Annotated in this window: 22 protein-coding genes; 4 read left to right on the forward strand and 18 right to left on the reverse strand. The window is 65.8% G+C overall.

Going from position 1 to position 23,105, the window contains the following annotated elements:
- Window positions 1-3: 3 nt before the first annotated feature.
- The 14 genes from tcuB to mobB all read right to left on the reverse strand — a co-directional run bounded on the left by tcuB (window position 4) and on the right by mobB (window position 15,480).
- The gene (gene tcuB, locus I6F31_RS15505) at window positions 4-1,104 is read right to left on the reverse strand and encodes a tricarballylate utilization 4Fe-4S protein TcuB (RefSeq protein WP_036011377.1); all 1,101 of its coding nucleotides are present in this window, start codon (window positions 1,102-1,104) and stop codon (window positions 4-6) included.
- A complete protein-coding gene (tcuA, locus tag I6F31_RS15510) occupies window positions 1,091-2,482 on the reverse strand; it encodes an FAD-dependent tricarballylate dehydrogenase TcuA (protein WP_036011380.1) in 1,392 nt (463 codons plus the stop codon). The genes tcuB and tcuA overlap by 14 nt, the downstream gene beginning before the upstream one ends.
- 88 nt (window positions 2,483-2,570) lie before the next feature.
- The gene (locus I6F31_RS15515; RefSeq protein WP_036011383.1) at window positions 2,571-3,326 is read right to left on the reverse strand and encodes an IclR family transcriptional regulator; all 756 of its coding nucleotides are present in this window, start codon (window positions 3,324-3,326) and stop codon (window positions 2,571-2,573) included.
- 8 nt (window positions 3,327-3,334) lie between these two features.
- On the reverse strand, window positions 3,335-4,216 hold the full coding sequence (locus tag I6F31_RS15520; RefSeq protein WP_036011385.1) for an NAD(P)-dependent oxidoreductase: 882 nt from the start codon (window positions 4,214-4,216) through the stop codon (window positions 3,335-3,337).
- A 62-nt stretch (window positions 4,217-4,278) separates the two neighbouring features.
- Entirely contained in the window at window positions 4,279-5,475 is a 1,197-nt protein-coding gene (locus I6F31_RS15525; RefSeq protein ID WP_051057080.1) for an ABC transporter substrate-binding protein, read from the reverse strand.
- A 16-nt stretch (window positions 5,476-5,491) separates the two neighbouring features.
- The gene (locus I6F31_RS15530) at window positions 5,492-6,349 is read right to left on the reverse strand and encodes an alpha/beta hydrolase (RefSeq protein WP_109145110.1); all 858 of its coding nucleotides are present in this window, start codon (window positions 6,347-6,349) and stop codon (window positions 5,492-5,494) included.
- Window positions 6,346-6,789 carry a hypothetical protein gene (locus tag I6F31_RS15535; protein WP_036011397.1) on the reverse strand — a complete coding sequence of 148 codons (444 nt, stop codon included), beginning with the start codon at window positions 6,787-6,789 and terminating at the stop codon, window positions 6,346-6,348. Before I6F31_RS15535 ends, I6F31_RS15530 begins: the two co-directional genes overlap by 4 nt.
- Before the next feature lie 161 nt (window positions 6,790-6,950).
- A complete protein-coding gene (locus I6F31_RS15540) occupies window positions 6,951-8,036 on the reverse strand; it encodes a HupE/UreJ family protein (protein ID WP_036011399.1) in 1,086 nt (361 codons plus the stop codon).
- 18 nt (window positions 8,037-8,054) lie between these two features.
- Window positions 8,055-8,528, reverse strand: coding sequence for a Cys-tRNA(Pro) deacylase (gene ybaK, locus I6F31_RS15545; protein WP_036011401.1), 474 nt, complete (start codon window positions 8,526-8,528; stop codon window positions 8,055-8,057).
- Between the two features lie 136 nt (window positions 8,529-8,664).
- Window positions 8,665-11,433: a formate dehydrogenase subunit alpha gene (gene fdhF, locus I6F31_RS15550; protein ID WP_225185677.1), complete on the reverse strand. Its 2,769-nt coding sequence runs from the start codon at window positions 11,431-11,433 to the stop codon at window positions 8,665-8,667.
- A complete protein-coding gene (locus tag I6F31_RS15555; protein ID WP_036011406.1) occupies window positions 11,430-13,136 on the reverse strand; it encodes an NADH-ubiquinone oxidoreductase-F iron-sulfur binding region domain-containing protein in 1,707 nt (568 codons plus the stop codon). Before I6F31_RS15555 ends, fdhF begins: the two co-directional genes overlap by 4 nt.
- 269 nt (window positions 13,137-13,405) lie before the next feature.
- Window positions 13,406-13,639 carry a sulfurtransferase TusA family protein gene (locus I6F31_RS15560; protein ID WP_036011410.1) on the reverse strand — a complete coding sequence of 78 codons (234 nt, stop codon included), beginning with the start codon at window positions 13,637-13,639 and terminating at the stop codon, window positions 13,406-13,408.
- Between the two features lie 47 nt (window positions 13,640-13,686).
- Window positions 13,687-14,943, reverse strand: a complete 1,257-nt coding sequence (gene glp / locus I6F31_RS15565) for a gephyrin-like molybdotransferase Glp (RefSeq protein WP_225185678.1) — start codon at window positions 14,941-14,943, stop codon at window positions 13,687-13,689.
- Between the two features lie 9 nt (window positions 14,944-14,952).
- Window positions 14,953-15,480 (reverse strand): molybdopterin-guanine dinucleotide biosynthesis protein B, encoded by a 528-nt coding sequence (gene mobB / locus I6F31_RS15570; protein ID WP_225135032.1) that lies wholly within the window; start codon window positions 15,478-15,480, stop codon window positions 14,953-14,955.
- 207 nt (window positions 15,481-15,687) lie between these two features.
- Between mobB and fdhD the strand changes: the two genes are divergently transcribed.
- On the forward strand, window positions 15,688-16,578 hold the full coding sequence (gene fdhD / locus I6F31_RS15575) for a formate dehydrogenase accessory sulfurtransferase FdhD (protein WP_036011418.1): 891 nt from the start codon (window positions 15,688-15,690) through the stop codon (window positions 16,576-16,578).
- Window positions 16,559-17,215 carry a molybdenum cofactor guanylyltransferase MobA gene (gene mobA / locus I6F31_RS15580; protein ID WP_225185679.1) on the forward strand — a complete coding sequence of 219 codons (657 nt, stop codon included), beginning with the start codon at window positions 16,559-16,561 and terminating at the stop codon, window positions 17,213-17,215. The genes fdhD and mobA overlap by 20 nt, the downstream gene beginning before the upstream one ends.
- Before the next feature lie 5 nt (window positions 17,216-17,220).
- On the opposite strand, the gene I6F31_RS15585 is transcribed toward mobA, so the two are convergent.
- Window positions 17,221-17,520: a hypothetical protein gene (locus I6F31_RS15585; protein ID WP_225146962.1), complete on the reverse strand. Its 300-nt coding sequence runs from the start codon at window positions 17,518-17,520 to the stop codon at window positions 17,221-17,223.
- A gap of 110 nt (window positions 17,521-17,630) precedes the next feature.
- On the opposite strand from I6F31_RS15585, the gene I6F31_RS15590 reads away from it, so the two are divergent.
- Window positions 17,631-17,861 (forward strand): hypothetical protein, encoded by a 231-nt coding sequence (locus I6F31_RS15590; RefSeq protein ID WP_036011421.1) that lies wholly within the window; start codon window positions 17,631-17,633, stop codon window positions 17,859-17,861.
- Window positions 17,862-17,902: 41 nt separating this feature from the next.
- On the opposite strand, the gene I6F31_RS15595 is transcribed toward I6F31_RS15590, so the two are convergent.
- The 3 genes from I6F31_RS15595 to I6F31_RS15605 are packed head-to-tail and all read right to left on the reverse strand — an operon-like array spanning window position 17,903 to window position 21,860.
- Window positions 17,903-19,852: a molybdopterin biosynthesis protein gene (locus tag I6F31_RS15595; protein WP_225146961.1), complete on the reverse strand. Its 1,950-nt coding sequence runs from the start codon at window positions 19,850-19,852 to the stop codon at window positions 17,903-17,905.
- Window positions 19,853-19,865: 13 nt separating this feature from the next.
- Window positions 19,866-20,972 carry a molybdopterin-binding protein gene (locus I6F31_RS15600; protein ID WP_036026618.1) on the reverse strand — a complete coding sequence of 369 codons (1,107 nt, stop codon included), beginning with the start codon at window positions 20,970-20,972 and terminating at the stop codon, window positions 19,866-19,868.
- A 60-nt stretch (window positions 20,973-21,032) separates the two neighbouring features.
- Window positions 21,033-21,860, reverse strand: a complete 828-nt coding sequence (locus I6F31_RS15605) for a substrate-binding domain-containing protein (RefSeq protein ID WP_036026620.1) — start codon at window positions 21,858-21,860, stop codon at window positions 21,033-21,035.
- 282 nt (window positions 21,861-22,142) lie between these two features.
- Between I6F31_RS15605 and I6F31_RS15610 the strand changes: the two genes are divergently transcribed.
- Window positions 22,143-23,036, forward strand: a complete 894-nt coding sequence (locus I6F31_RS15610; protein ID WP_036011436.1) for a helix-turn-helix transcriptional regulator — start codon at window positions 22,143-22,145, stop codon at window positions 23,034-23,036.
- The last annotated feature ends 69 nt before the right edge of the window (window positions 23,037-23,105 follow it).

Consider the following 23,105-nt stretch of genomic DNA (forward strand, 5'->3'; position numbering starts at 1 on the left):
GGGTTACGCCGCCGTCCGCCGCTCCTGCGCATAGCGCACCAGCGCGGCGAAGCGATAAAGGCCGTGCACGAACTTGCCGTAGGGCATCGTGATGAACAACGCGAACACCGCGCCGAGATGCAGCGCGAGCAGCGGTCCCATCGCGGCAGTCTCGCGCAGCACCAGCAGCAGCATTCCGGTGAGACCGGTCAGGAACAGCATGGCGATGAAACCGACGTCCATGCCGTAGCTGTATTCGTCGAGCAGCGCGGGATCGCGCCGCATCTTGGCCGCGAACAGGCCGATGGGCCCGACGATCAGGCCGATGCCGCCGAGCGTGCCGAGCACCACGGGCAGGTCCCACCACGGATACGGCGCCTCGCGGCCGAGCAGATAATGATAGAGCGTCGCCACCGAGGTCGCTGCAAAGCATAGGAGGAAGCCGTAGAAGGTCAGGTGGTGATAGAGCTTGCGCCGGTCGGTCGGCTTATCGTCCTCGTTGTAGCAGCCGACGCCGCCGCCATGGAGATAGCGCAGCTCGCCGGCGTCGCGGATCGCCTGAAAGATCGAGCCGCCGTCGGCGCGGTCGCCGATCGGCGTGCCGATGTCGCGCCAGAAGGCACGCACGCTCATGACGAGTGCGAGGATCGCGTAGAGAAATGCGGCGCCAAACAGCGCGACCATCGCGTTGTGCGGCATCAGCTTGTAGAAGGCGCCGGGGCCGGTGTGCACGCCGAACAGCACGCTGCGGTCGTTCAGGGCGACGAAGCCGAAAATGAATGCCGCCATGCTGAGCGCGGCGGTGATGCTGATGACGAGGCCGTTGCGCGCGAAGGCGCCGGAGAGCGGCCGCGGCCAGGCATAGGCCGCATAGGACTCCGCGCGCGCAACCGCCAACGTCTTCGGGACGTTGACGTTGAATTCGTGCGGCGGCGAGAACTGGCAGTCGACGTAGCAGGCGCCGCAGGAATGGCAGAGATTGGCGAGATAGTTGAGATCGCCGTCGGAGAAGGCGCGCCGCATCTCCATGGCCGGAAACACCGCGCACAGGCCCTCGCAATAGCGGCAGGAATTGCAGACCGTCATCAGACGGTCGGCTTCGTCGAGAATCCTAGTTCCGTGCATGTTTCGCCGCTTCCCGTCCTGCGATCCGCCCGAACACGCTGCCGATCGTCATGCCCATGCCGGCCGCATAGCCCTTGCCGAGCACATTGCCGGCCATGATCTCGCCGGCCGCGAACATGTTGGCCGAGGGATTGCCGTCCTTCATCAGCATTCGCGCCTCCTTGTTCACGCGCGTGCCGAGATAGGTGAAGGTGATGCCGGGCCGCACCGGATAAGCGAGAAAAGGCGGCGTCTCGATCCGGCGCGCCCAATGCGTCTTGGGCGGCGTGATGCCTTCCGTCACGCAATCATCCAGAATGGTGTGGTCGAAGGTCCCGGGCCGCACTGCCGCGTTGAACTCGGTCATAGTCTTCTCCAACACGACCGGATCGAGCGCGAGCTTGCCGGCGAGTTCGGCGATCGTCTGCCCGGCGATCGGCGGAAACAACGTCGGCATGAAGCTGGTGACCACGGTGGAGTCGAAGATGATGTAGGCGATCTGGTCGGGCTGCGCCGCGACCAGCCGGCCCCAGATCGCGTACCGCTTCGGCCAGAGGTCCTCGCCCTCGTCGTAGAAGCGCTGGGCATGCTTGTTGACGACGATGCCGAACACCACGGAGTCGTGCCGCGTGATGATGCCGCCGTCGAATTTCGGCGCGCGGGCATCGATCGCGACCGCATGACACTGCGTGGGATCGCCGACCTCCTGCACGCCCTTGTCGAGCAGCATCTTCAGGATCGAGCCGCGGTTATAGGGCGTGCCGCGGATCAGGAAGTTGTCGGCGGCCTCGCCCCAATATTGCTTCAGCCATTCGATGTTGGCCTCGAACCCGCCCGCAGCGGCGACCAATGAAGTCGCGCGGATCTCGCTCTCGCCCTTGACCGGCCGCTGGAGGCGCGCGGCGAGGAACATGCCGTCCTCGATCACGAGATCGGTGACCTCGGCGTCGTATTCGACGTCGACACCGAGCCGCTCCGCGGTGAGATAAAGCGCGTTCAGCATCGCCCGCCCGCCGCCCAGGAAGAAGGAGTTGGTGCGGCCGAGGCTCAGCGTGCCGCCGAGCGAGGGCTGCCAGCGCACGCCCTGCTCCACGATCCAGTTCAGGATGTCCTTGGATTCGCAGATCATGTGGCGCGCCAGCACCTCGTCAGTCTGCCCGCCGGTGACGCGCAGCAGGTCCTCCCAGAATTCTTCCTCAGTGTAGGGGCCGGTCAGGATTTCGGTCGCCGCATCATGGGCGCAGCGCATGTTGCGGGTGTGGCGGGTGTTGCCGCCGCGATAGAATTTCGGCGCGCCTTCGAGCACGAGCACCGAGGCCCCGCCGCGCCGCGCGCTGATCGCCGCGCACAGGGCGGCATTGCCGCCGCCGATCACCAGCACGTCGTATTTGCTGCTCATACCGTCCGCCCGACGGCACGCGAGATTGGAGAAATTCTGTCCGTCAGTGGCATGCTCGACCTTCCAGCGTTGCGCATTTTGTCGACAACTAGCGCCTCGCCCTGCGCGCTGGACGCGCGTCTTCAGCCAAAGCCGATAAGGCATTGTCGAGGATCTCGGTCGGACCGCCCAGCGTGCGCGTCAGGCGGATGGCTGCCTTCAGCAACAGCGACGCCATCGTCTTGATATTGTCTCTCGTGAAGCGCGGCTTCGGCCCCGAGAGCGACAAGGCGCCGACGCACTTGCCGCCGGACCCGAACACGGGGCAGGCCAGCCCGGCACAATCCGGATCGCGCTCCCCGAACGACACTGCGATGCAGCCCTCGCGAATCGCGTCATAGGTCGCGCCTTTCTCACCGTCGAAGGCGAGAATAACCCGGCCCGCCGCCCCGCGCTCCAGCGGCAGCAGCATGCCGGCCTCGACGCGGTCGAGCGTCGAGTGTTGGGAATCGACGCGGAACACGCAGAGCCGGCGCTTGGCATCATGCCGCACGTGGTACGACGGACTTTCGGTGCCGTCGGCCACGAGCTGGCGCAGCAGCGGCATCACCCGATCATGCAGATTGTTGTTGCGCTGGTACACCGCACCCAGCCGGAACGGCGTCGGCCCGAGATGGTAGCGGCCGTCGGCGAGTTGCACGAGGTAGCCGAATTCCTGAAGCGAGGCCATCAGCCGCAACAGCGTGCTTTTGTACATCTTGGTGCGCTTGGCAAGCTCCGCCAGCGTCATCGGCTCCGGGGCATCCTCGAACGCGGCAAGGATCGTCAGAGCGCGGTCGACGGCGGCGACACCGGGCGAAGGCATGGCGTTTCCTATTGGGGGAATCCGGAGGGATCGATGAGCTTAGCGATGACGGGAAAGTAAGCATCCCCCATCCCCTTGTCGATCGTCTCCTGGAAGATGGTGCGCATAAGCGCGGCACCGCGCAGGTTGAGCCCAGCCTGCGCGCCGAGCTCCAGCGCATAGGAGAGGTCCTTCATTGCATATTCAGTGGAGAACGCCCGCAGCGGAAACTCCCCGGCGACGATCGCCTTCATGCCGTGATTGCGCAGGGCAAAACTGTCCGCCGACCCCTTGGACAACGTCTCCAGCAGCAGCTTCGGCTCGACGCCGCTGTGCTTGGCAAGCGCGACGGCCTCCGCCAGCGCATTCACCGTCTCGAACAGCACCATGTTGTTGAGGATCTTCGTCACTTGGCCTGCGCCGGTTCCGCCACAGAGAGTGACGTCGGTCGCAAAATGCCGGATCAGCGGCTCGACCGCGGCGAACTGCTCGGCTGTCGCGCCGACCATAACGCTGAGCGTGCCGTCCTGGGCTGCCTGGCGGGTGCGCGCGATCGGCGCATCGATCCAGAGCGCGCCCTTCTCCGCGAGCTGCTTCGCGAATGAACGGGTCAGGCCGACGTCGGACGTGCCGAGATCGATCACAGTCTGGTCGCGCTTGACCGCCGGCAGGATGCTCTCGAAGACCGACATGACGTGCTTGGCGCTGGGCAGGCACAGGAAGACCGTCTGTGCGCCGGCGACGACATCCCCGATCGACGTCGTCGCCGTCGCTCCGTCAGCTGCGACCCGAGCCAACGGCTCCGCAGCAAGGTCGAAGGCAAGCACCGGCCGGCCGCTCTTGCGCAACAGGTTGCGGCAGATCGGCTCGCCCATGACGCCAAGACCGATGAACCCAATCGAACCAGACATTCCTTAACTCTCCCTCGAAGTCGTGTGGCCGGGCGGACGCCGGTCCCGCCCGGCCGGCGCAGTTACTTTACCAGCGGGCAGCCGCCTTCGCTCAACGGCCGGAATACCTCGTCGCCCGGCTTGGAGCCGACGATCCGGTAATAGTCGAACTTGTACTTGGACTCCTCCGGCTTCTTCACTTGCACGAGATACATCGTGTGCAGCACGCGCCCGTCGGGGCGGACCGCAACGTCCTTGTTGTACATGTCGTTGACCTTCAGCTCGTGCATCTTGGCGGCAACGACCGTTGCATCGGTGGTGCCCGCTGCCTTGACGGCGGCGAGGTAATGTCGGACGCCGCTGTAGACGCCTGCCTGCACCATGCTCGCGACCTTGCCGTCCATCAGCGTCGAGTAGCGCTTCGACCAGGCCCGGGTCTGCTCGTTGAGGTCCCAGTAGAACGAGGTCGTCACCTGCAAACCCTGCGTGACCTTCAGGCCAAGCGAGTTCACATCCGTGATGAAGACCAGGAGGCCGGCGAGCTTCTGCCCTCCTTCGACGATGCCGAACTCACCAGCCTGCTTGATCGCGGTCTGCACGTCCGCGCCCGACGTCGCGAGGCCAACGACGTCGGCCTTGGATCCCTGCGCCTGCAGCAGAAAGGACGCAAAATCCGCAGTGCCGAGCGGATGCGCGGCCGAGCCGATCACTTTGCCGCCGGCGACGTCGATGAACTTCGTGGCATCGCGCTGAAGCGCGTGACCGAAGGCGTAGTCGGCTGTCACGAAGTACCAGGTCTTGCCGCCAGCCCGCGTGATCGCGTCGCTGGTCAGCTTCGACAGCGCGTAGGTGTCGTAGTTGAAGTGGAAGCTGATCGGCGAGCAGGACTTTCCCGTGAAATCGGACGAGCCCGGACCCGAGATGACGAAGATCTTGTTCTTCTGCTTGGCGACTTCCAGGATGGCAAAGCCGGCCGAGGAGGCTGCGCCGTCCGCGATCATGTCGACGCCCTCATTGTCGAACCATTTGCGCGCAGTTGCCGATGCGATGTCCGGCTTGTTCTGATGGTCGGCCGAAATGATCTCGATCTTCTTGCCGAGGAGTTCGTTGCCGAAATCCTCCGCGGCGAGCCTTGCGGCGGCGACCGAGCCCCGCCCTCCATTGTCGGCGAACACACCGGACTGGTCGTTGAGAACGCCGATCCTGATGACATCGTCGGCCGCGACCGCGGCACTCGTCTGCGCGGCCAGAGCGACCGCAATCATCCAACGCAACTTCATAACATACGCCTCCCGTTTACGACTTTTGCTTATCGAGGATGTTTTGCAGCACCGGCGCGATGTAGCGGCGGAACTGGCCTGGGTTTTCACTCATCGGAAAATGGCCGAGCCGCTCCATGACGGTGGCCTTCGCACCGGGAATCCCGGCGGCGGTCCGCAGCGTGTCCTCCGGCGTGCAGGAGAAATCGTACTCGCCGGTCAGCAGATAGAGCGGGCACTGGTTGACGTCGATGTTGCCGGTGCGACCACGCAGATCGCCATCGACGCGATAGAAATAAAGATCGCCCTTGAAGATGCCGGGTCCGCCCTGCTTGTAGCCCCACAGTGTCTCGTTGCGCGCACCCTCAGGACCGCCAGGCGCGATCAATCCCGATACCAGCGCGGCGCAGACCTCGCCGCCATGAACATCAGGCCGGTTCAGCCAGGTCGTTTCGTACCAGGGCTGCTGGAAGTCGGCGGCCTCAAGGCCGATCAGAGCGCGAAACTCGTGAGCATGCGCAATGGCGAGATTGAGCACGATGCGGCCACCGATCGAGCAACCCATCACCACCGGCCGCTCCAGCCCAAGCGCGCTGCAGAAGGCGCGGATCGTCGCCGTGTAGCTCGCGGTGGTCAGCCGGTATTCGCTGCCATATCGGCTGTCCGGGGGATTGGACTTACCATGCCAGGGCATGTCGAAGGTGATGACTCGGAAATGCCTCGTGAACTCGTCGTCCACGAGCAGATGACGCCACTGCCGCGCGTCGGAACCGGCGGTGTGGAGGCAAACCAGGGGAATGCCGCTGCCGTTCTCCTCGAAATAGATCCTGTTGACCTCGCCATCGATCTCGACGTGCACGTAGCGCCCGACAATCGGCTCGATGAAGCCGTTCATGACGCGCCTCCGAACCCGCTGCGCCGCGGTAGCGCCAGAAGATCCTTGAAATACTGAAGGTACGCCATGAACGGATGCAGATCGCCTTCGAGCGTCGCCTGCCCGCGCTTGGTCAACGCCAGCAGATCGTGCCATCCCGCCGGCGGCATTCGTTGCCAATATGCGGCGAACGCGGCGGGCGTCGCGCGATAGGAGAAGCGCCAGGAACGCATCAGCACTGGCGCCGGCGCCATGTCGACGATCCGACCGGCCCGAATGGCGAGGTGGAATGGCTGCGTGCTCGGCCCGAGCAGGCAATCCACATCGAGCCAGCGACCACGGGCAGTGAGGGCCTCGTCGCGGATCAGCAAATCGGGAATCGCCTTGAAGGCTTCGATGACGGCATCGGGCGTGAATGGCACCGGTGAGCCGTCGTCCTGCCGGACGCGTTCGAATTCCATTGTCTCGTCCCTCAATTGCGTTCGTTCTATTGTACAGAACGATATTCTATTTCTATTCCAGTTTCTATACAGGGCTTGTGAGCGAACTCAAGTGCGCAGGAGCCGTGGGGCCGCGCGCCGTGGCGGAAGCAGGCCGACCGCGCGAGAGAGACCGCTTGATTTCAAGCTTCGAAGACGCGCGCGACCAGCCAATAGCCGCCGAGCAGGCCGATCATGGCAGAGAACGTGTAAACCAGCCCCGCCGCCCTCACCGGTTCGGACCGGTCCCCTCCGCTCCATCGATCGGCGAGACGGAGGGTCGGCAACGCGACCGCAACGATCGCGACCTGCCCGATCTCGACGCCGATGTTGAAAGCGGCAAGCGCCGGCACGGCTGTGTTTGGCGGTAACCCGATGTCACGCAGCACCCCCGCGAAGCCGAAGCCGTGGATCAAGCCGAACAGAAAAGCCACGCGCCAGCGCCTGTCGACGTCGCGCGAGAAGAAGTTCTCCACAGCCACGAAGACGATCGAGGCCGCAATTGCAGGCTCCACGATGCTGCTCGGAATCACGAGAACATCGAGCGCGGCCAGCGACAAGGTGATTGAATGGGCAATGGTGAAGGCCGTCACGATTTTGACGACGGGCATGAGCCGTCGCGCCCACAGCACCACCGCGATCAGGAATGCGATGTGATCGTAACCGAGGAAGATGTGCTCGATGCCGGTGATGACATAGCGCTGCATCGTCGACCACAGCGACGGCGGCGCGGTTGAAAGCGTGACCGTCGTGTTGCCGGCGTCGAGCAAGGCCTGCGTTTCCGACCGCCCCTGCGCAATCAGCACGACTTGTCGAGCAGCCTTGTCCTTCTCGGTCAGCACGGTGGAACGATAGATGAGATCGCCGGCGGCGTCGGCGCAGGCAAAGCTGTTGCGATAGACGACGCCGTCGCCGTCGGCCAAGATCGCGGCATCTCCGGCAACACAGGCCTTGGCACCACCTGTGACAGCCAGGTGCGTGCCCATATAGGCAAGGATCGCGGGCTTGGCCGCTTCGACCGCGACAGGATCGACCGCGTCCCGTCTCGGATCATAGATCTTCGTACCGATCAGGCGATCGACATCGCTGCCCTTCAACCCGAGCTCGACGCTCACCGAGCGATCAGGGCTCAGCCCCACGCGCGCGGTGACGAGATTGACCTCATGTGCCTCTGCCGGAAAAGCGATGCCGAGCAGCACCCAGAACCCCGCCAGAAGCAGCCGCCTCATGATCCCGCTCCATCGCGCTCACGCCAGCACATCCGCCACCACGGCCTTCAGGACGTCCCGCGCATCGGCCGGCTTCAGCCGGACCTGCAAGCCGCGCTGGCCTCCATTGAGATAGACGAGATCATGCGCAAGCGCGCTCTGCTCGATCACGGTGCGCACAGGCTTGCGCTGCCCGAACGGGCTGATGCCGCCGACCTTGTAGCCGGTGACGCGCTCGGCCTCGGGCGGCTTCATCATCTGCGCCGACTTGCCGCTCGCCGCCGCCGCCAGCTTCTTCATCGAGACCTCCTGGTCGGACGGCACGACCACGCACACCGGCTTGCCGTCGACCAGCGCCATCAGCGTCTTCAGGACGCGCGCCGGCTCCTCGCCGAGCGCGGCCGCCGCCTGCAGCCCGATGCTCTCGGCGTCGGGATCATAGTCGTAGGTGTGCACGGTGAAGGCAACACCGGCGGCCGTGAGTGCGCGTGTCGCGGGGGTGACTTTGGACATGCGTCACATGTAGCACCGTCATTGCGAGGAGCGAAGCGACGAAGCAATCCAGAATCTTGCCGCGGAGGCAGTCTAGATTGCTTCGCTTCGCTCGCAATGACGGTGTGGGCACCATGCGCCCCACCCATGACGTCCCCTACTCCGCCGCGTCACGTATCTCGGCGCGCTCGGCCCGGGCTGCGCAGAACTTGAACTCCGGGATCTTGCCGAACGGGTCCAGCGCCGGGTTGGTGAGCAGGTTCGCCGCCGCCTCGGCGTAGCAGAACGGCATGAACACCATGTTCTCCGGCACGTCGCGGTCGGAGCGGACCTTGACCTCGACGGCGCCGCGGCGGGTCTCCAGCCGAATGAAATCGCCGGGCACCAGCTTCTTCTTGCGCATGTCCTTTGGCGACATGAACGCGACCGCCTCGGGCTCGATCTGGTCGAGCACCTGGGCGCGGCGCGTCATCGAGCCGGTGTGCCAGTGCTCCAGCACGCGGCCGGTCGAGAGCACCATCGGATATTCGTCGTCGGGAATCTCGTCCGGCGGGATGACCTTGGCCGGCACGATCTTGCCGCGGCCGCTCGCGGTCGGGAAACCTGTGGTGAAGATGATCTCGTTGCCGGGCTTGTTCGGATCGTCGACCGGATAGGTCACCGCGCCTTCGCGCACCAGCCGTTCCCAGGTGATGTTCTTCAGCGACGGCATCAGCTCCGCCATCTCGGTGAAGACCTCGCCGGGACCGGCATAATTCCACGGCAGGCCCATGCGCTTGCCGATCTCCTGGATGATCCAGAGATCCTGGCGCGCATCGCCGGGCGGCTTGATCACCTGACGCGCCAGCTGCACGCGGCGGTCGGTGTTGGTGAAGGAGCCGTCCTTCTCGGCGAAGGCCGAGGCCGGCAGGATCACGTCGGCGTGGAACGCAGTCTCGGTGACGAAGAGGTCCTGCACCACGAGATGATCGAGCATCGCCAGCGCGTGGCGCGCGTGCTGCAGATCGGGATCGGACATCGCTGGATTCTCGCCCTCGATATACATGCCCGTGATCTCGCCGGCATGGATCGCGTTCATGATCTCGACCACGGTCAGGCCGCGGACGGGATCGAGATCCTGCTGCCAGAGCTTTTCGAAACTGCCGCGCAGATCGTCGCGGCCGACCGGCTGGTAGTCCGGCAGGAACATCGGGATCAGGCCGGCATCGGAGGCGCCTTGCACGTTGTTCTGGCCGCGCAGCGGATGCAGGCCGGTGCCGGGACGGCCGACCTGGCCGGTGATCAGCGCGAGCGCGATCAGGCAGCGCGCATTGTCGGTGCCGTGGACGTGCTGGCTGATGCCCATACCCCAGAAGATGATCGACGATTTCGCGCGCGCATAGGTGCGCGCCACCTCGCGCAAGGTCTGCGCCGGGACGCCGCAGATCGGCTCCATCTTCTCCGGCGTGAACTCCTTGATCTTCTCCTTGAGGTCCTCGAAACCCTCGGTGTAGCCGGCGATGTACTGGTCGTCGGTCAGGCCCTCAGTGATGATCGTGTTGATCATCGCGTTCAGCATGGCGACGTCGGAGCCGGGCTTGAACTGCAGATGCTTGGTCGCATGCCGCGACAGCGACTGCCGGCGCGGATCCATAACGAACAGTTTTGCGCCGTTCTGCTTGACCGCGTTCTTGATGAAGGTCGCCGCAACCGGATGGTTCACAGTCGGATTGGCGCCGATCACGATGATGACCTCGGCGTCCATGGCGGCAGAGAACGGTGCCGACACCGCGCCCGAGCTGAGGCCTTCGAACAGCGCCGCGACCGACGAAGCGTGGCAGAGGCGCGTGCAGTGATCGACGTTGTTGGAGCCGAAGCCGGTGCGCACCAGCTTCTGGAACAGATAGGCCTCTTCGTTCGAGCCCTTGGCCGAACCGAAGCCGGCGAGCGCCTTCACGCCCTTCTCGTCGCGGATCTTGACGAGGCCCTTGGCGGCGATGTCGAGCGCTTCCTCCCAGCTCGCCTCGCGGAAATGCGTGAACGGATTCGCCGGATCGACCTGGTCGTTGGCGTCCTTCTTCGCATTCGGCAGCCGCACCAGCGGCTTCGTCAGGCGGTGCGGATGGTGGATGTAGTCGAAGCCGAAGCGGCCCTTGACGCAGAGACGATTATGGTTGGCGGGGCCGTCGCGGCCTTCCGCATAGATCACCTTCTCGTCCTTGACCTCGTAGGTGACCTGGCAGCCGACGCCGCAGAACGGGCAGAGCGAATCCACCTTCTTGTCGGCATAGGTGACGCGCGTCTGCTTGTCGTCGAGCATCACGGCCGGCATCAACGCGCCGGTCGGGCAGGCCTGCACGCATTCGCCGCAGGCAACGCAGGTCGACTCGCCCATGGGATCGTCGAAGTCGAACACGATCTTGGCGCCGGCATTGCGGTAGGCCATGCCGATGACGTCGTTGACCTGGACCTCGCGGCAGGCGCGCACGCACAGGCCGCACTGGATGCAGGCATCGAGATTGACGCGCATCGCCGGATGGCTGGCATCAGTGGCCCAGCGCTCGGCGGCGGGAAAGCGGCTCTCGGTGACGCCTGTCGTCTCGGCCCAGTGCCAGAACTTCGACTCCGGGTCGTGGCTGGTTTCGCGCGCCGGCTGGTCTGCGACCAGCAGCTCCATCACCATCTTCTGCGCAGCAGTCGCGCGGGCGCTCTCGGTCTTCACCTTCATGCCGACCGACGGCGTGCGCTTGCAGGACGCAGCCAGCACGCGCTCGCCCTCGATCTCGACCATGCAGGCGCGGCAATTGCCGTCGGGGCGATAGTCCGGCGCCGGCGAATAGCAGAGGTGCGGAATGTCGCGGCCCTGGCGCTTTGCGACCTGCCAGATGGTCTCGCCGGGCTTGGCCTCGACCTGCTTGCCGTCGAGTTCGAACGTGATCTTGGTCATTCGGCGGCTTCCTTGAACTCGTCAGGGAAATATTTGATCACGGAAGACAGCGGATTCGATGCCGCCTGTCCGAGCCCGCAGATCGAGGCATCGCGCATCGCCTGGCTCAATTCTTCCAGCAAGGCACGGTTCCAGACCGGCCTTTGCATCAGCAGCGCCGCCTTCTGGGTACCGACGCGGCACGGCGTGCACTGGCCGCAGCTCTCGTCCTCGAAGAACTTCATCAGGTTCAGTGCGGCCGACCGCACGCTGTCCTTGTGCGACAGGATCACGATCGCAGCCGAGCCGATGAAGCAGCCGTATTTCTCCAGCGTGCCGAAATCGAGCGGGATGTCGTCCATCGCTGCAGGCAAAATGCCGCCGGACGCACCGCCCGGCAGATAGGCGTAGAACTGGTGGCCGTCGGCCATGCCGCCGCAATATTCCTCGATCAGCTCGCGCACGGTGATGCCCGCGGGCGCGAGCTTCATGCCGGGATTCTTGACGCGGCCCGAGACCGAGAAGCTGCGCAGGCCGTGACGCTCGTGGCGGCCATGGCCCTTCCACCAATCGGCGCCCTTCTCGACGATGTCGCGCACCCACCACAGCGTCTCGATATTGTTGATCAACGTCGGCAGGCCGAACAGGCCGACCTGGAACGGGTAAGGCGGCTTGTGCCGGGGCAGGCCGCGCTTGCCTTCGATGCTCTCCAGCAGCGAGGATTCCTCGCCGCAGATGTAGGCGCCGGCGCCGCGCCGCAGGTGCAGCGTCGGGCCGCCCGGCGGAAGCTTGGCGATCTCGCGCTGGAGGATCTCGCGAGAGGCCGGATATTCGTCGCGCAGATAGATGTAGACATCGCTCGCCTGCACCACGTGGGCGCCGATCAACATACCCTCGATGAAGCGATGCGGATCTGTTTCGAGGTAATAGCGGTCCTTGAACGTGCCGGGCTCGCCCTCGTCGCCGTTGATCGCCATCAGCCGCGGTCCGGGCTCGCCGAGCACGGCGCGCCATTTGCGCCCGGTGGGGAAGCCGGCGCCGCCAAGGCCGCGCAGCGAAGCGTCGTCGAGCGCTTTCAGGAGATCGTCCTTCGACAACTCGCCGGAGCGCAGACGATTGAGCAGCTTGTAGCCGCCACCCGCGACGTAGGCATCGTACTCGGTATATTTGGGCAGATGCGTATGAGTATCGCCGGCCTTTGCCGCCGCCATCACATCGGCGACGGTCGCGTGGTCGACGAAATTGTGCCCGACCTCGGCAGCCGGCGCCGTGTCGCAGCGGCCGACGCACGGCGCGCGCACGACGCGGATGCCGGGACCTGACGCGCTCTGCAGATCTTCGAGCAGGTTCTCGCCGCCAAGCATCGCGCAGGTGAGCGAATCGCAGACGCGGATCGTCAGCGGGGGAATGTCGGGCTCCCCCTCCTTCACCACGTCGAAATGTGCATAGAAGGTCGCGGTCTCGAACACCTCGGCGAAGGCGAGCTTCATCTCGTCGGCGAGCGCGGCCAGATGCGCCGCCGAGATCTGGTGATACTTGTCCTGGATCAGGTGCAGATATTCGATCAACAGATCGCGCCGCCGCGGCCTGTCGCCGAGCAACAGCTCGATCTCGTGCGCGGCCGTGGGATCGACCTGCCGCCCCTTGGGGGTCGCCTTGGCGCGTCGGCGTCCCTCACCGGGATGCTCGAAGGAGCGGACCTTGTGCACGTCCTCGTGGCTCATCGCTTCGTCTCGATCTCGTCCTAATCAGGACTCCACTTCTATCCTCTGGCATGCCAGATGCCAAGAAAATTATCACGCTCGCGGAAGTGGTTACGCTGCACGGCTCAACAGAGCCCAGCACCGGCCCTGCGTTCTTGAGCAAGGCCGAGCCAAGCCCGAATTGACCGGAAGATCAATAAAGGCGTCTCATGCTGCGATTGCGAAGTCCTATCGACGTCGCCTGAGCCGCGGCGGGAGCGCAAAGGCCGCCGCCGTGAACATTCCCCTTTCTACGGGGCGTCGCTCTTTTCGACCAGGAACACGATGCGCGCCTCGTTGCGCTCGGTGATCTCGACCTTGTCGCCGGTCTCGCGGATCAGATTGGGAATATCGATCACCGAGAGCGGATCTGTGCAGTGAACTTCGAGCTGGTCCCCTGCCTTGAGCGGCTTGAGCGCCTTCCGCGTCTTGAGGGCCGGCAACGGGCATTTCAACCCGGTGAGATCGAGTGTCGTCCTGGTCATGGCCGCACCATGGCGAGGCGGAGCGGCTGCGTCAACGTTAGGAGGCATCAGATCAGGCTGGCGTAGGGCAGGAAGCCCACGTCCTGCCCCGGCTCGACATTCGTAATGTCCTCGCCGAGCTCGACGAGGCCATCGGTCTCGACCAGCGAGGATAGGAGCCCTGCCCCTTCGCGCGGGAACTTGATCGCCTCGAGCCCGCCGTCCTGCGCGCGCCGCAGCGAGGCGCGCACATATTCACGCCGGCCGGCCTTCTTCTTGTAGGTGAACGCCGCGCGCAGCGGGATCGCCAAGAGCGGCTCCGGCAAGGCGCCCGACAGCGCCAACGCCGTCGGTCGCACCACATGGACGAATGTCACGAAGCTCGCGACGGGATTGCCGGGCAGTCCGATCAACGGCGTGCCGCCGATGATGCCCATCGCCACGGGACGGCCGGGCTTGATCGCCATCCGCCACAGCACCAGCGAGCCGATGCTCTCCACCGCCGCCTTGACGTGATCCTCCTCGCCGGTCGAGACGCCGCCGGTGGTGAGGATCAGGTCATGGCCGCCTGCGACCTGCTTCAGGCCGCGCGCCAGCGACGCTCGCTCATCGCGCAGAATGCCGAGATCGCTGACCTCGCAGCCGAGCCGCCGCAGCATCGCCATCAGCATGAAGCGATTGGAATCGAACAATTGCGAGGCGGCGCGCGGCTCGCCGGGCGAGGCGAGCTCGTCGCCGGTCGAGAACACGGCGACACGGATGCGCCTGACGACGTCGAGCCTCGTCAGGCCGAACGCGGCGGCAAGGGCGACGTGCTGCGGCCGCAGGCGCTGGCCGGCGCGCAGCGCGACCTGACCTTGGGGAATGTCCTCGCCTGCGGGCCGCACATTTGCGCCGGGCTTCAGCCCCGGCGGCAGCACGATCCTGCCTGAAGCATCGATGCGGACGTCCTCCTGCATGAAGACGGTCTCCGCATCCGGCGGCATCGGGGCGCCGGTGAAGATGCGCGCGGTGTGGCCGGGCTTGATCGGCGCTTCCGCAGGGCCGCCGGCCTGGATGCGGCCGTCGAGCGGGAAGGCCTGCTCTGCGCTTGCCGGAAGGTCGGCGTTGCGCACGGCGTAACCGTCGACGGCGGAGTTGGTGAACGGCGGCAGCGGCAAAGGCGCGGCCACATCGCGCGCGAGCACGCGCCCGTCGGCATCGACCAGCGCCACCGTCTCGAGATCGACGATGGCGTTGACGCGCGTCGTGATGAGGCCGACGGCTTCGTCGACCGACATCATCGGGCCGCCAAAGGCAAAGCAATCGTCCGACAGTTGCGCCATGGTGCCTCGTCAGCGTGTCGCGGCGCTTCTTGCTACCGCTTCCTCGACCGGCATCGCCGCCCGTAGCATCAATGCCGCCGCGCCTTCGATATCGTCGAGATGGACAGTCGGGAGCCTCGTGTCAATCGCGACGTCGGTCGCAATCCCGGCAATTCCGGGATCGTCCGGAAACAGCAGCGGCTTGCCGTTGGCGGCACGATGCACCTCGATCTTGCGATGCGGCTCGCGCTTGAATCCCTCGACCACGACGAGATCGACCGCGGAGAGCTTGTCGAGCAGCTCCGGCAGCCGCGGCTCCGCCGCCCCGCGCAGCTCATGCATCAGCGCCCAGCGTTTCGACGAGGCCACCAGAACCTCCGCCGCGCCGGCCTCGCGATGGCGCCAGGAATCCTTGCCGGGCACGTCGACGTCGAACTGGTGATGCGCATGCTTGATCACGGAGACGCGCAGGCCCTGCGCGTCGAAATGCGGGATCAGCCGCGTCAATAGCGTTGTCTTGCCCGCACCGCTCCAGCCTGCAAGGCCGATGACTTTCATTCCAGCTCTCTTTTCCAGCAACCAGCGCTCGCCGATGGAACCACCATCCCCTCCCCTCATTGCGAGCGCAGCGAAGCAATCCAGACTGCCGCTGCGGAAAGATCCTGGATTGCTTCGCTGCGCTCGCAATGACGAGCCGAGGCATTTCGCTCTCTCCCCGCCATGCTTATATCGGCTTGACCTGAATGTCATGCTAACCTCGCCGCCATGATGAAGATCGACAAAGCCCCGGTGCCCCTGATCGTCCCCAATCCGGACGACCCGCGCCTGACCCAGAGCGTGACCGGCACCGACCAGACCGGCGCCAGGGTCGAGATCAAGGTGCCGATGGAGCGGCCGCTGACGCTCTATCTGAACGCCCAGGAGATCGTCACCATGATGACGATCGGCGACTATCCAGAGTATCTGGCGCTCGGCTACCTGCTGAACCAGAACATGCTGAAATATAACGACGTGGTCACCGAGGTCGAGTACGACGACGACCTCCAGGTGGTCGTCGTGCGCACCTCACACCACACCAATTTCGAGGCCAAGCTGAAAAAGCGCACGCAGACTTCCGGCTGCGCGCAGGGCACCGCCTTCGGCGACCTCTTGGAGGCGGTCGAGAGCGTCGCGCTGCCCAAGGCGGAGCTGCGCACCTCCTGGCTCTACCAGATGACGCAGACCATCAACACCATGCCCTCGCTTTATCTGGAGGCCGGCGCGATCCACGGCTGTGTGCTGTGCAAGGAAGGCACCCCGCTCTGCTACACCGAGGATGTCGGCCGCCACAACGCCGTCGACAAGATCGCGGGCTGGATGTACCGCCACGGCGTCGACGCGTCCGACAAGATCCTCTACACCACGGGGCGCCTCACCTCCGAGATGGTGATCAAGACGGTGCGCATGGGGATTCCGATCCTGGTGTCGCGCTCCGGCTTCACCGCCTGGGGTGTCGATCTGGCAAGGCAGGTCGGCCTGACGCTGGTCGGGCGCACCCGCGGCAAACGCTTCATCGCGCTCGCAGGCGAAGAGCGTATCGTCTACGACCAGAACCTCGCTTATGTCGAAGAGGAATCGGCCAAGCACAAGCGCAAGGGTGAGGGCGGTGACGACTGACCTGTCCGCGGCGCATGTTCCGCCGACTCTCGGCGTGCTGCTCGCCGGCGGGCTCGCGCGGCGCATGGGCGGCGGCGACAAGCCGATGCGGACCATCGGCGGCCGCACCATTCTGGAGCGCGTGATAGCGCGCCTTTCGCCCCAGTGCAGCGGACTGATCCTCAACGCCAACGGCGATCCCGCCCGCTTTGCGGCGTTCCGCTTGCAGGTCGTCGCCGATGACGTGCCCGGCTTCCCGGGTCCCCTCGCCGGCATCCTCGCGGCGCTCGACTGGGCCGCGGCGAACCGGCCGCAGATCGAATGGGTGCTCAGCGCCGCCGGCGACTGCCCGTTCCTGCCGCGCGACCTCGTCGCGCGCCTGCATGAGGCGCGCGCGCGTGAGAATGCGCAGCTTGCGGTCGCAGCCTCAGGCGAGCAGTCGCATCCGGTGATCGGCCTGTGGCGCGTCGCCTTGCGCGAGGAGCTGCGCCACGCGCTCGTGGACGAAGACCTCCGCAAGATCGACCGCTGGACCGCGCGCTATCCGCTCGCAACGGTGACCTGGCCGAACGAGCCGCTCGATCCGTTCTTCAATGCCAACACGGTCGAGGACATCGCCGAGGCCGAGCGGCTGGCGGCGCTGGATGACGCGTCTTAGCGACTCTATGATTTCGGAAACTCGTTGAGGAGCTGCGCCCAGATGATCGCGAAGGCGATCAGGCCGCAAATGCCGACGGCAGTGGTGAAGCGCGGCAAACGGCCGATCGCAACCAGCACCCAGGCCGGCAGGAAGAACGCCCCGAAAACCATGCCCAGCGGAAACACCGCGAGCCATTGAAAGCCGCTGCCGTCCCCGGGCGGGACATTCGCGATGTAATGGAAGGTGTAGAGCCAGAACAGCGTGCCGGCCGCCGCGACGAGAGCAGCGATCTTGCGGAATTTGAGGGGCGTCGATGCAGTCATGACCTGGCTCATGTTCCTTGGTCGCTGCGGCGCCCCGCCAAGTTCATGACGTCTTGAACCGGACCTGGAACGGGAGCGACCACAGGTCTGGACATTCCCCGGACGAAGCCATGGCCGCCCCTCTCTTGAATACGATCTTCGAATTCGTCGACTTCGTCTTCGATCTCTCCGAGACGATCGATCGCACGAGGCAGCTGAGCAAGCCTGACATCGTCGAGGTGCCGCCGGATCCAAAGCCGCTGCCACCCGCCGCGCGGCGCGCGCTTGCCGAGGCCGAGGATCGTGAGCGCAAGCGAGAGCAGGCCGCTCAGGCCGCCAGCCGTACCGACCAGGCATCGTAGCCGTAGACCTCTCATGGCTCGAACGCGTCGTGGTCCCTCGTCTATGCGGGCCGGAAGCCCGCTCGCGCGAGCGACGCGCGTACCTCGTTCGAGCCGAGTGCGTCGAGAAACGCCTGCACTGCCGGCCGTTGCTTTCGCGCACTCACCAGCGCGAAGTCATAATGCTCTTCGGCGAGCGGAATGAAATCGAGGCCGGCCGCATGGGCGACCGGCGCGATGGTCATGCCCCAGTCGGCGCGGTGCTGCGCCACGGCCGCCGCTACCGCATTGTGCGAACGCGGCTGGTTCCAGTAGCCTTCCGGACGCGCGCCGCCGAGCAGCCGGTCGATCAGGATGCGCGTGCCGGCGCCCTGGTTGCGGTTGACCATGATGCAGGCGGGATCAGCGAGCGCCGCCGCAACGGCGTCCTTTGCACCAAGACCTTGGAAACGTTTGTCGTCCTTTCGGAAGACGATGCCCTGCATCCGCCGCCAGCCTGGCACGAGCTCGAGACCTTCGACGAGATAGGGCGTGTTGTAGGTCTCGCTTCTGTCGTCGAACAGGTGGATCGGCGCGAGATCGCATTCGCCACGTTTGGCTGCTGCAAGCCCGCCGAGGCTGCCGACCGCGATCGAGCGCACGGTGAGACCAGCATGCGCGAGCTGTGCGGTGACGAGATCGAGGCCGGTGCAATGGCTGCCGACGATGACGAGATCCGGCACGCGCACATGCGGCGTGAACAGCGTCACCTCGGTCTCGGTGCCGGCCGGCATCTGGTCGGCAAGTGCGTCGATGCGCAGAAAGCCGTCCGCCTGAGCAAAGGACGTGATCGCACCAGACCCCTTGCCGGAGGGATAGGCGATGAGGCCCTCCCTGCCCTCAACCAGCGAGACCATGACGAATTCGGTACGGCCGAGCTCGGAAGCGATGCGTACCGGCACGGTCGCGTTCACCTTGGCATCGGAGCGCGGCGGCAGTCCGGCCATCCTGCGCAGCACCGGCACGATCATGTCGTGGAAGGTGAACATCGCCGAAGTCGGAAAACCCGGCAGGATCACGACAGGCTTGCCGTCGCACACCGCAAGACACAACGGCTTGCCGGGCTTGAGCGCGACGCCATGGGCGATGATGCCGGGTGCGCCGAGCCGGCTGATGATGCGATGAGAGAGGTCGCCCGCGCCTTTCGACGTGCCGCCCGAGAGCACCAGCATGTCGGCTTCCGCAAGCGCGTTGCGCATGGCGGCTTCGAGCCTGGCTTCGTCGTCCGGAACAGCGCCGAGGAAGACGGCCTCGCCACCGTTTTCGTCGACCGCGGCCGCGACGATGGCGCCATTGGTATCGTAGATCTCGGCGGGCCCGAGCACCTCGCCGGGCTGAACCAGCTCATCGCCGGTGGAGATCACGGCAACCCGCGGCCTGCGCGCGACACCCACCTCGGCGATGCCGCAAGCCGCCAGCATGCCGATCTCGCGCGAGCCGATGATGGTGCCGGCGCGCAGCAGCGCCTCGCCGCGCGCAATGTCGGACCCGGCATACGAGACGAATTGCCCCGGCGACACGGCGCGACGGACATCGATCGCATCCTGGCCGGCAGGCTGGGTGTGCTCGACCATGACCACGGCATCGGCGCCGCGCGGCAACGGACCCCCGGTGGCGATCGCCGTTGCGGTTCCGGCCGCCACCTGCAGCGTCGGCGCGGTCCCGCAATGAACGGTCTCGCCATTCAGCGCGAGGCGCACGGGCGCGCCCTCGCCGGCCGCCGCAAGGTCGGCGGAGCGCACGGCAAAGCCGTCGACATTGGAGCGGTCGAACGGCGGCACGTCGATCGTTGCCGTGATATCTTCGGCGAGGGCAGCGCCCAGCGCGGCTGCGAGCTTGCGCGTTTCAGTTCGAAGCGCGCGCGGGAACAAGGCCGCCTCGAAGCGCGCCAAGGCCTCTTCGCGCGACAGGATCTTGAGGAACTGCTCCTGCTCGAGCGCGCTGCGGTCCGGTGATTTCGGGATCATCGTCATGCCAGAACCCTTATCACGCCCGCATCAGATACGCATCGATCGGCGTACCTGCCGCAAATCCCTCGTCGCTGGCGGAAATGAGCAGCCATGCGTCCGCACGGGCGATGGCCTGAAGCGGCCATTCGCCCACGGCAAGCGGCATCCAGGCACGATGTTCCTCAGCCAGCAAAGCGATCTCCGTGATGCCGACGCTGGAGGCGATCTTTCGCGCAAGCGGCAGCGACACTTTTCGACGCGGCCGACGCGCCGACAAACGGTCCGCGAGCGGCAGCGCGAGTGCAAGCCAAGCTGCAAGCGCGGAATCGGGCGAGCCGGGCAAGGCGACGACGGGAACCCGTCCCAGCCGTCCGACCGCAGCGGTGCGTCCCGGCTGCAGCGCAAGGCCGTGCGCCATCACCTCGCCGCGCCGGGCGAGGGCGGCGATGGCGGCGTCCTGGCGGCCGACGCCGCTGCCGCCGATGGTCAGCAGGACATCGCAGGAGGACGCATCGAGCGCATCGGCAATCGACGCTGCATCGCGCGCACGCGCTGGACGCGTTTCCACATCCAGTCCCGCTGTGTGCGCGATCCCGGCAATCGTCTGCGCCGCGACCGTCCCACCCGGCACATTGACTATGCGCAGCCGCGGCCGCCTCACGGCGAGTTTGTCCCCGCCCGCCGCACGCGCCAGCAACAGGTCCGCCGCACGGATGGGATGGCCGGCGTCCCCCACGGCCCTACGCGCGGTGATGTCGCTGCCTGCGCGCCTGACACCCTGCCCCGGCGCGCCCTCTGCGAGCACCTGGGCAAGCGGCCCCGACGTCTCCACGGCGTCGGCATCGAGCACGCAGTCGCATCCCGCCGGCATCGCCTCGCCCGCCTCGACCCATGCAGGAGCCATTGCCAGCGGCACGGGCGAGTAAGCGGACGCCCCGACGAGATCGTTGGCAGATAGCGCCCAACCATCTACGGCCGCAACATCCCGGGAAGGATAGGCGGCAAGCAGCGGCGCACCCGCCGCGATGCAGCCGATTGCGTCCGCCAGCGGCACCTCCATCGGCGCGACGGGATCAACGCCCCGTAGCAGCGCGGCGAGCGCGGTGTCGAGCGGCGTGAGCGAAGGCGGCAGGCGCTGGGTCATGCGCCATGAGGACCATGCATCGTCCGGTTTGGCAACCGCCGGCGGTCCCGGCCTCAACCCTCAGCCGCCCGACCTGTCCGAATTGGGGAAGAACAATTGCTGCCCGTCCACCTTGTAGCCGGCAATCGCCGTCTGCCCCTCCGGCGATGTCAGCCAATCGACGAAGGTCTGCGCGAGGTCCTTCTTCACGTTCGGGAACTTCGCAGGGTTCACCAGCATCACACCATATTGGTTGAGCAGCCGCCGGTCGCCTTCGACGACGATGTCGAGATCGCCGCGATCGCTGAACGCGATCCAGCTGCCGCGATCCGCAAGCACATAGGCATTGGCCGCGCGCGCGGCCCCGAGCGATGCGGCCATGCCGGGCCCGGCCTCGCGATACCAGGCGCCCTTGGCGCTCGCGATGTCGATGCCGGCAACGATCCAAAGCGCGAGCTCCGCGGCATGAGTGCCCGACCGATCGCCACGCGTCACGAACGGCGCGCCTTTGGCTTCGATCGCCTTCAGCGCCGTCGCGATGTCCTTGCCCTTTACGCCCGCGGGATCGCTCTTCGGCCCGATCAGCACATAGTCGCTGTACATCACGTCGTATCGCTTCACGCCAAAGCCGTCGGCGACGAACTTCTCCTCCTGAGGCCGCGCGTGCATCAGCACGACGTCGACCTCACCCCGCCGCGCCCCATCGAGCACTTCGTCGGCGCGCCGCGCGATCACGGTGACGTCGATGCCGGTCTTGTCGCGGAAGATCGGCAGCAGATAGTCGAGCAGCCCGGATTCCTGCGTCGCCGTCGTCGAAGCGAGGACAATGCTGCGGTCCTCCGCGGCCGAAGCCGCAACGCCTGCGGCAAGGCCGCAGAGAAGCGCAAGTGCAACGGACAGGCGGCCCATGATCGGGTTCCCTCAGGTTTGACGCCGTCATGATGATGATCGATTGCGCCGCACTCGTGACGCGTTTTTGCGCTGCCGGCCGGGAAATTTCGGCAACTTCATCCCGGCGCACCGGGCGCGCGATCTCTTTAGGATCGTTCACCAAAGCAGAGATCGCGCGTGCGGATGTGTTGCAAAGCAGCGAGATGATCGGGCATGGTTTCCTGCGACAAATATCTGAAATGCAGAATTCCACCTGCGTCGGGCGTCAAAAAGAAGCAAGAATTTGCATAGGAATGCAGGATGGAATTCCTGACCACCAGCGAAGCCGCCGATTACCTTCGGCTCGGCGAACGCAAGCTTTACGAGCTCGTCACCACCGGTGCGATCCCCTGCAGCAAGGTGACGGGGAAATGGCTGTTCCCACGGCACGAGCTCGACCTCTGGGTCCTGTCGGGCCTTGCGCGTCCGGCCGGCATGTTGATCGCCGAGCCGCCGCCGGTCGTCGGCGGCAGCCACGACGAACTGCTCGATTGGAGCCTGCGCGAGTCCGGCTCGGGGCTCGGATCGATGAGCGAGGGCAGCGCGCGCGGGCTCGAGCGCTTGCAGCGCAATGAGGTGATGGCTGCGGCGGTGCACTTCCACGCGCTCGACGCCGGCGACAATTTCTCTAGCGATGCCAGCATCGAAGCGCTGCGGACCACGCCGGACCTGCATGATGCGGTGCTGATCGCGTTCGTGCGCCGCGAAGAGGGTCTCCTGCTGCCGCACGGCAATCCCAAGCACCTGCACAGCCTGACCGACGTGCTCGCAGCCGGGGCCCGGATGGCGATGCGGCAACAGGGCACGGGCGCTCAGATGCTGCTCGACGTGCTGCTCAAGCGCGCCGGCGCCTCGATGCGGGACTTGCGCCGGATCGAGACGCCGGCGCTGACCGGCCCGGATCTGGCCGAGCTGGTTCGCGCCGGCCAAGCCGATTGCGGCATCGCGACGCGCGCCGCGGCGCGCTCGGCCGGTCTCGATTTCGTGCCGCTGGTCTGGGAGAATTTCGACCTCGCGATGCGGCAGCGCAGCTATTTCCGCCCCGCCATGCAGGCCTTGCTCCGCTTCCTGAACGAGCGGCGGCTGCGCCAGCGCGCGGAGGAGCTGACCGGCTACGATCCCTCCCCCGCAGGACAGATCCGCTTCGCAGCCTGACATTGACGCCAGCCCCCCAATAGTTGCAAAAGAAACCAATTCGACCGGGCCATACCCGGACAAGCAACA

The sequence above is a fragment of the Bradyrhizobium sp. NBAIM01 genome (assembly GCF_020194115.1).
GTDB classification, from domain to species: domain Bacteria; phylum Pseudomonadota; class Alphaproteobacteria; order Rhizobiales; family Xanthobacteraceae; genus Bradyrhizobium; species Bradyrhizobium yuanmingense.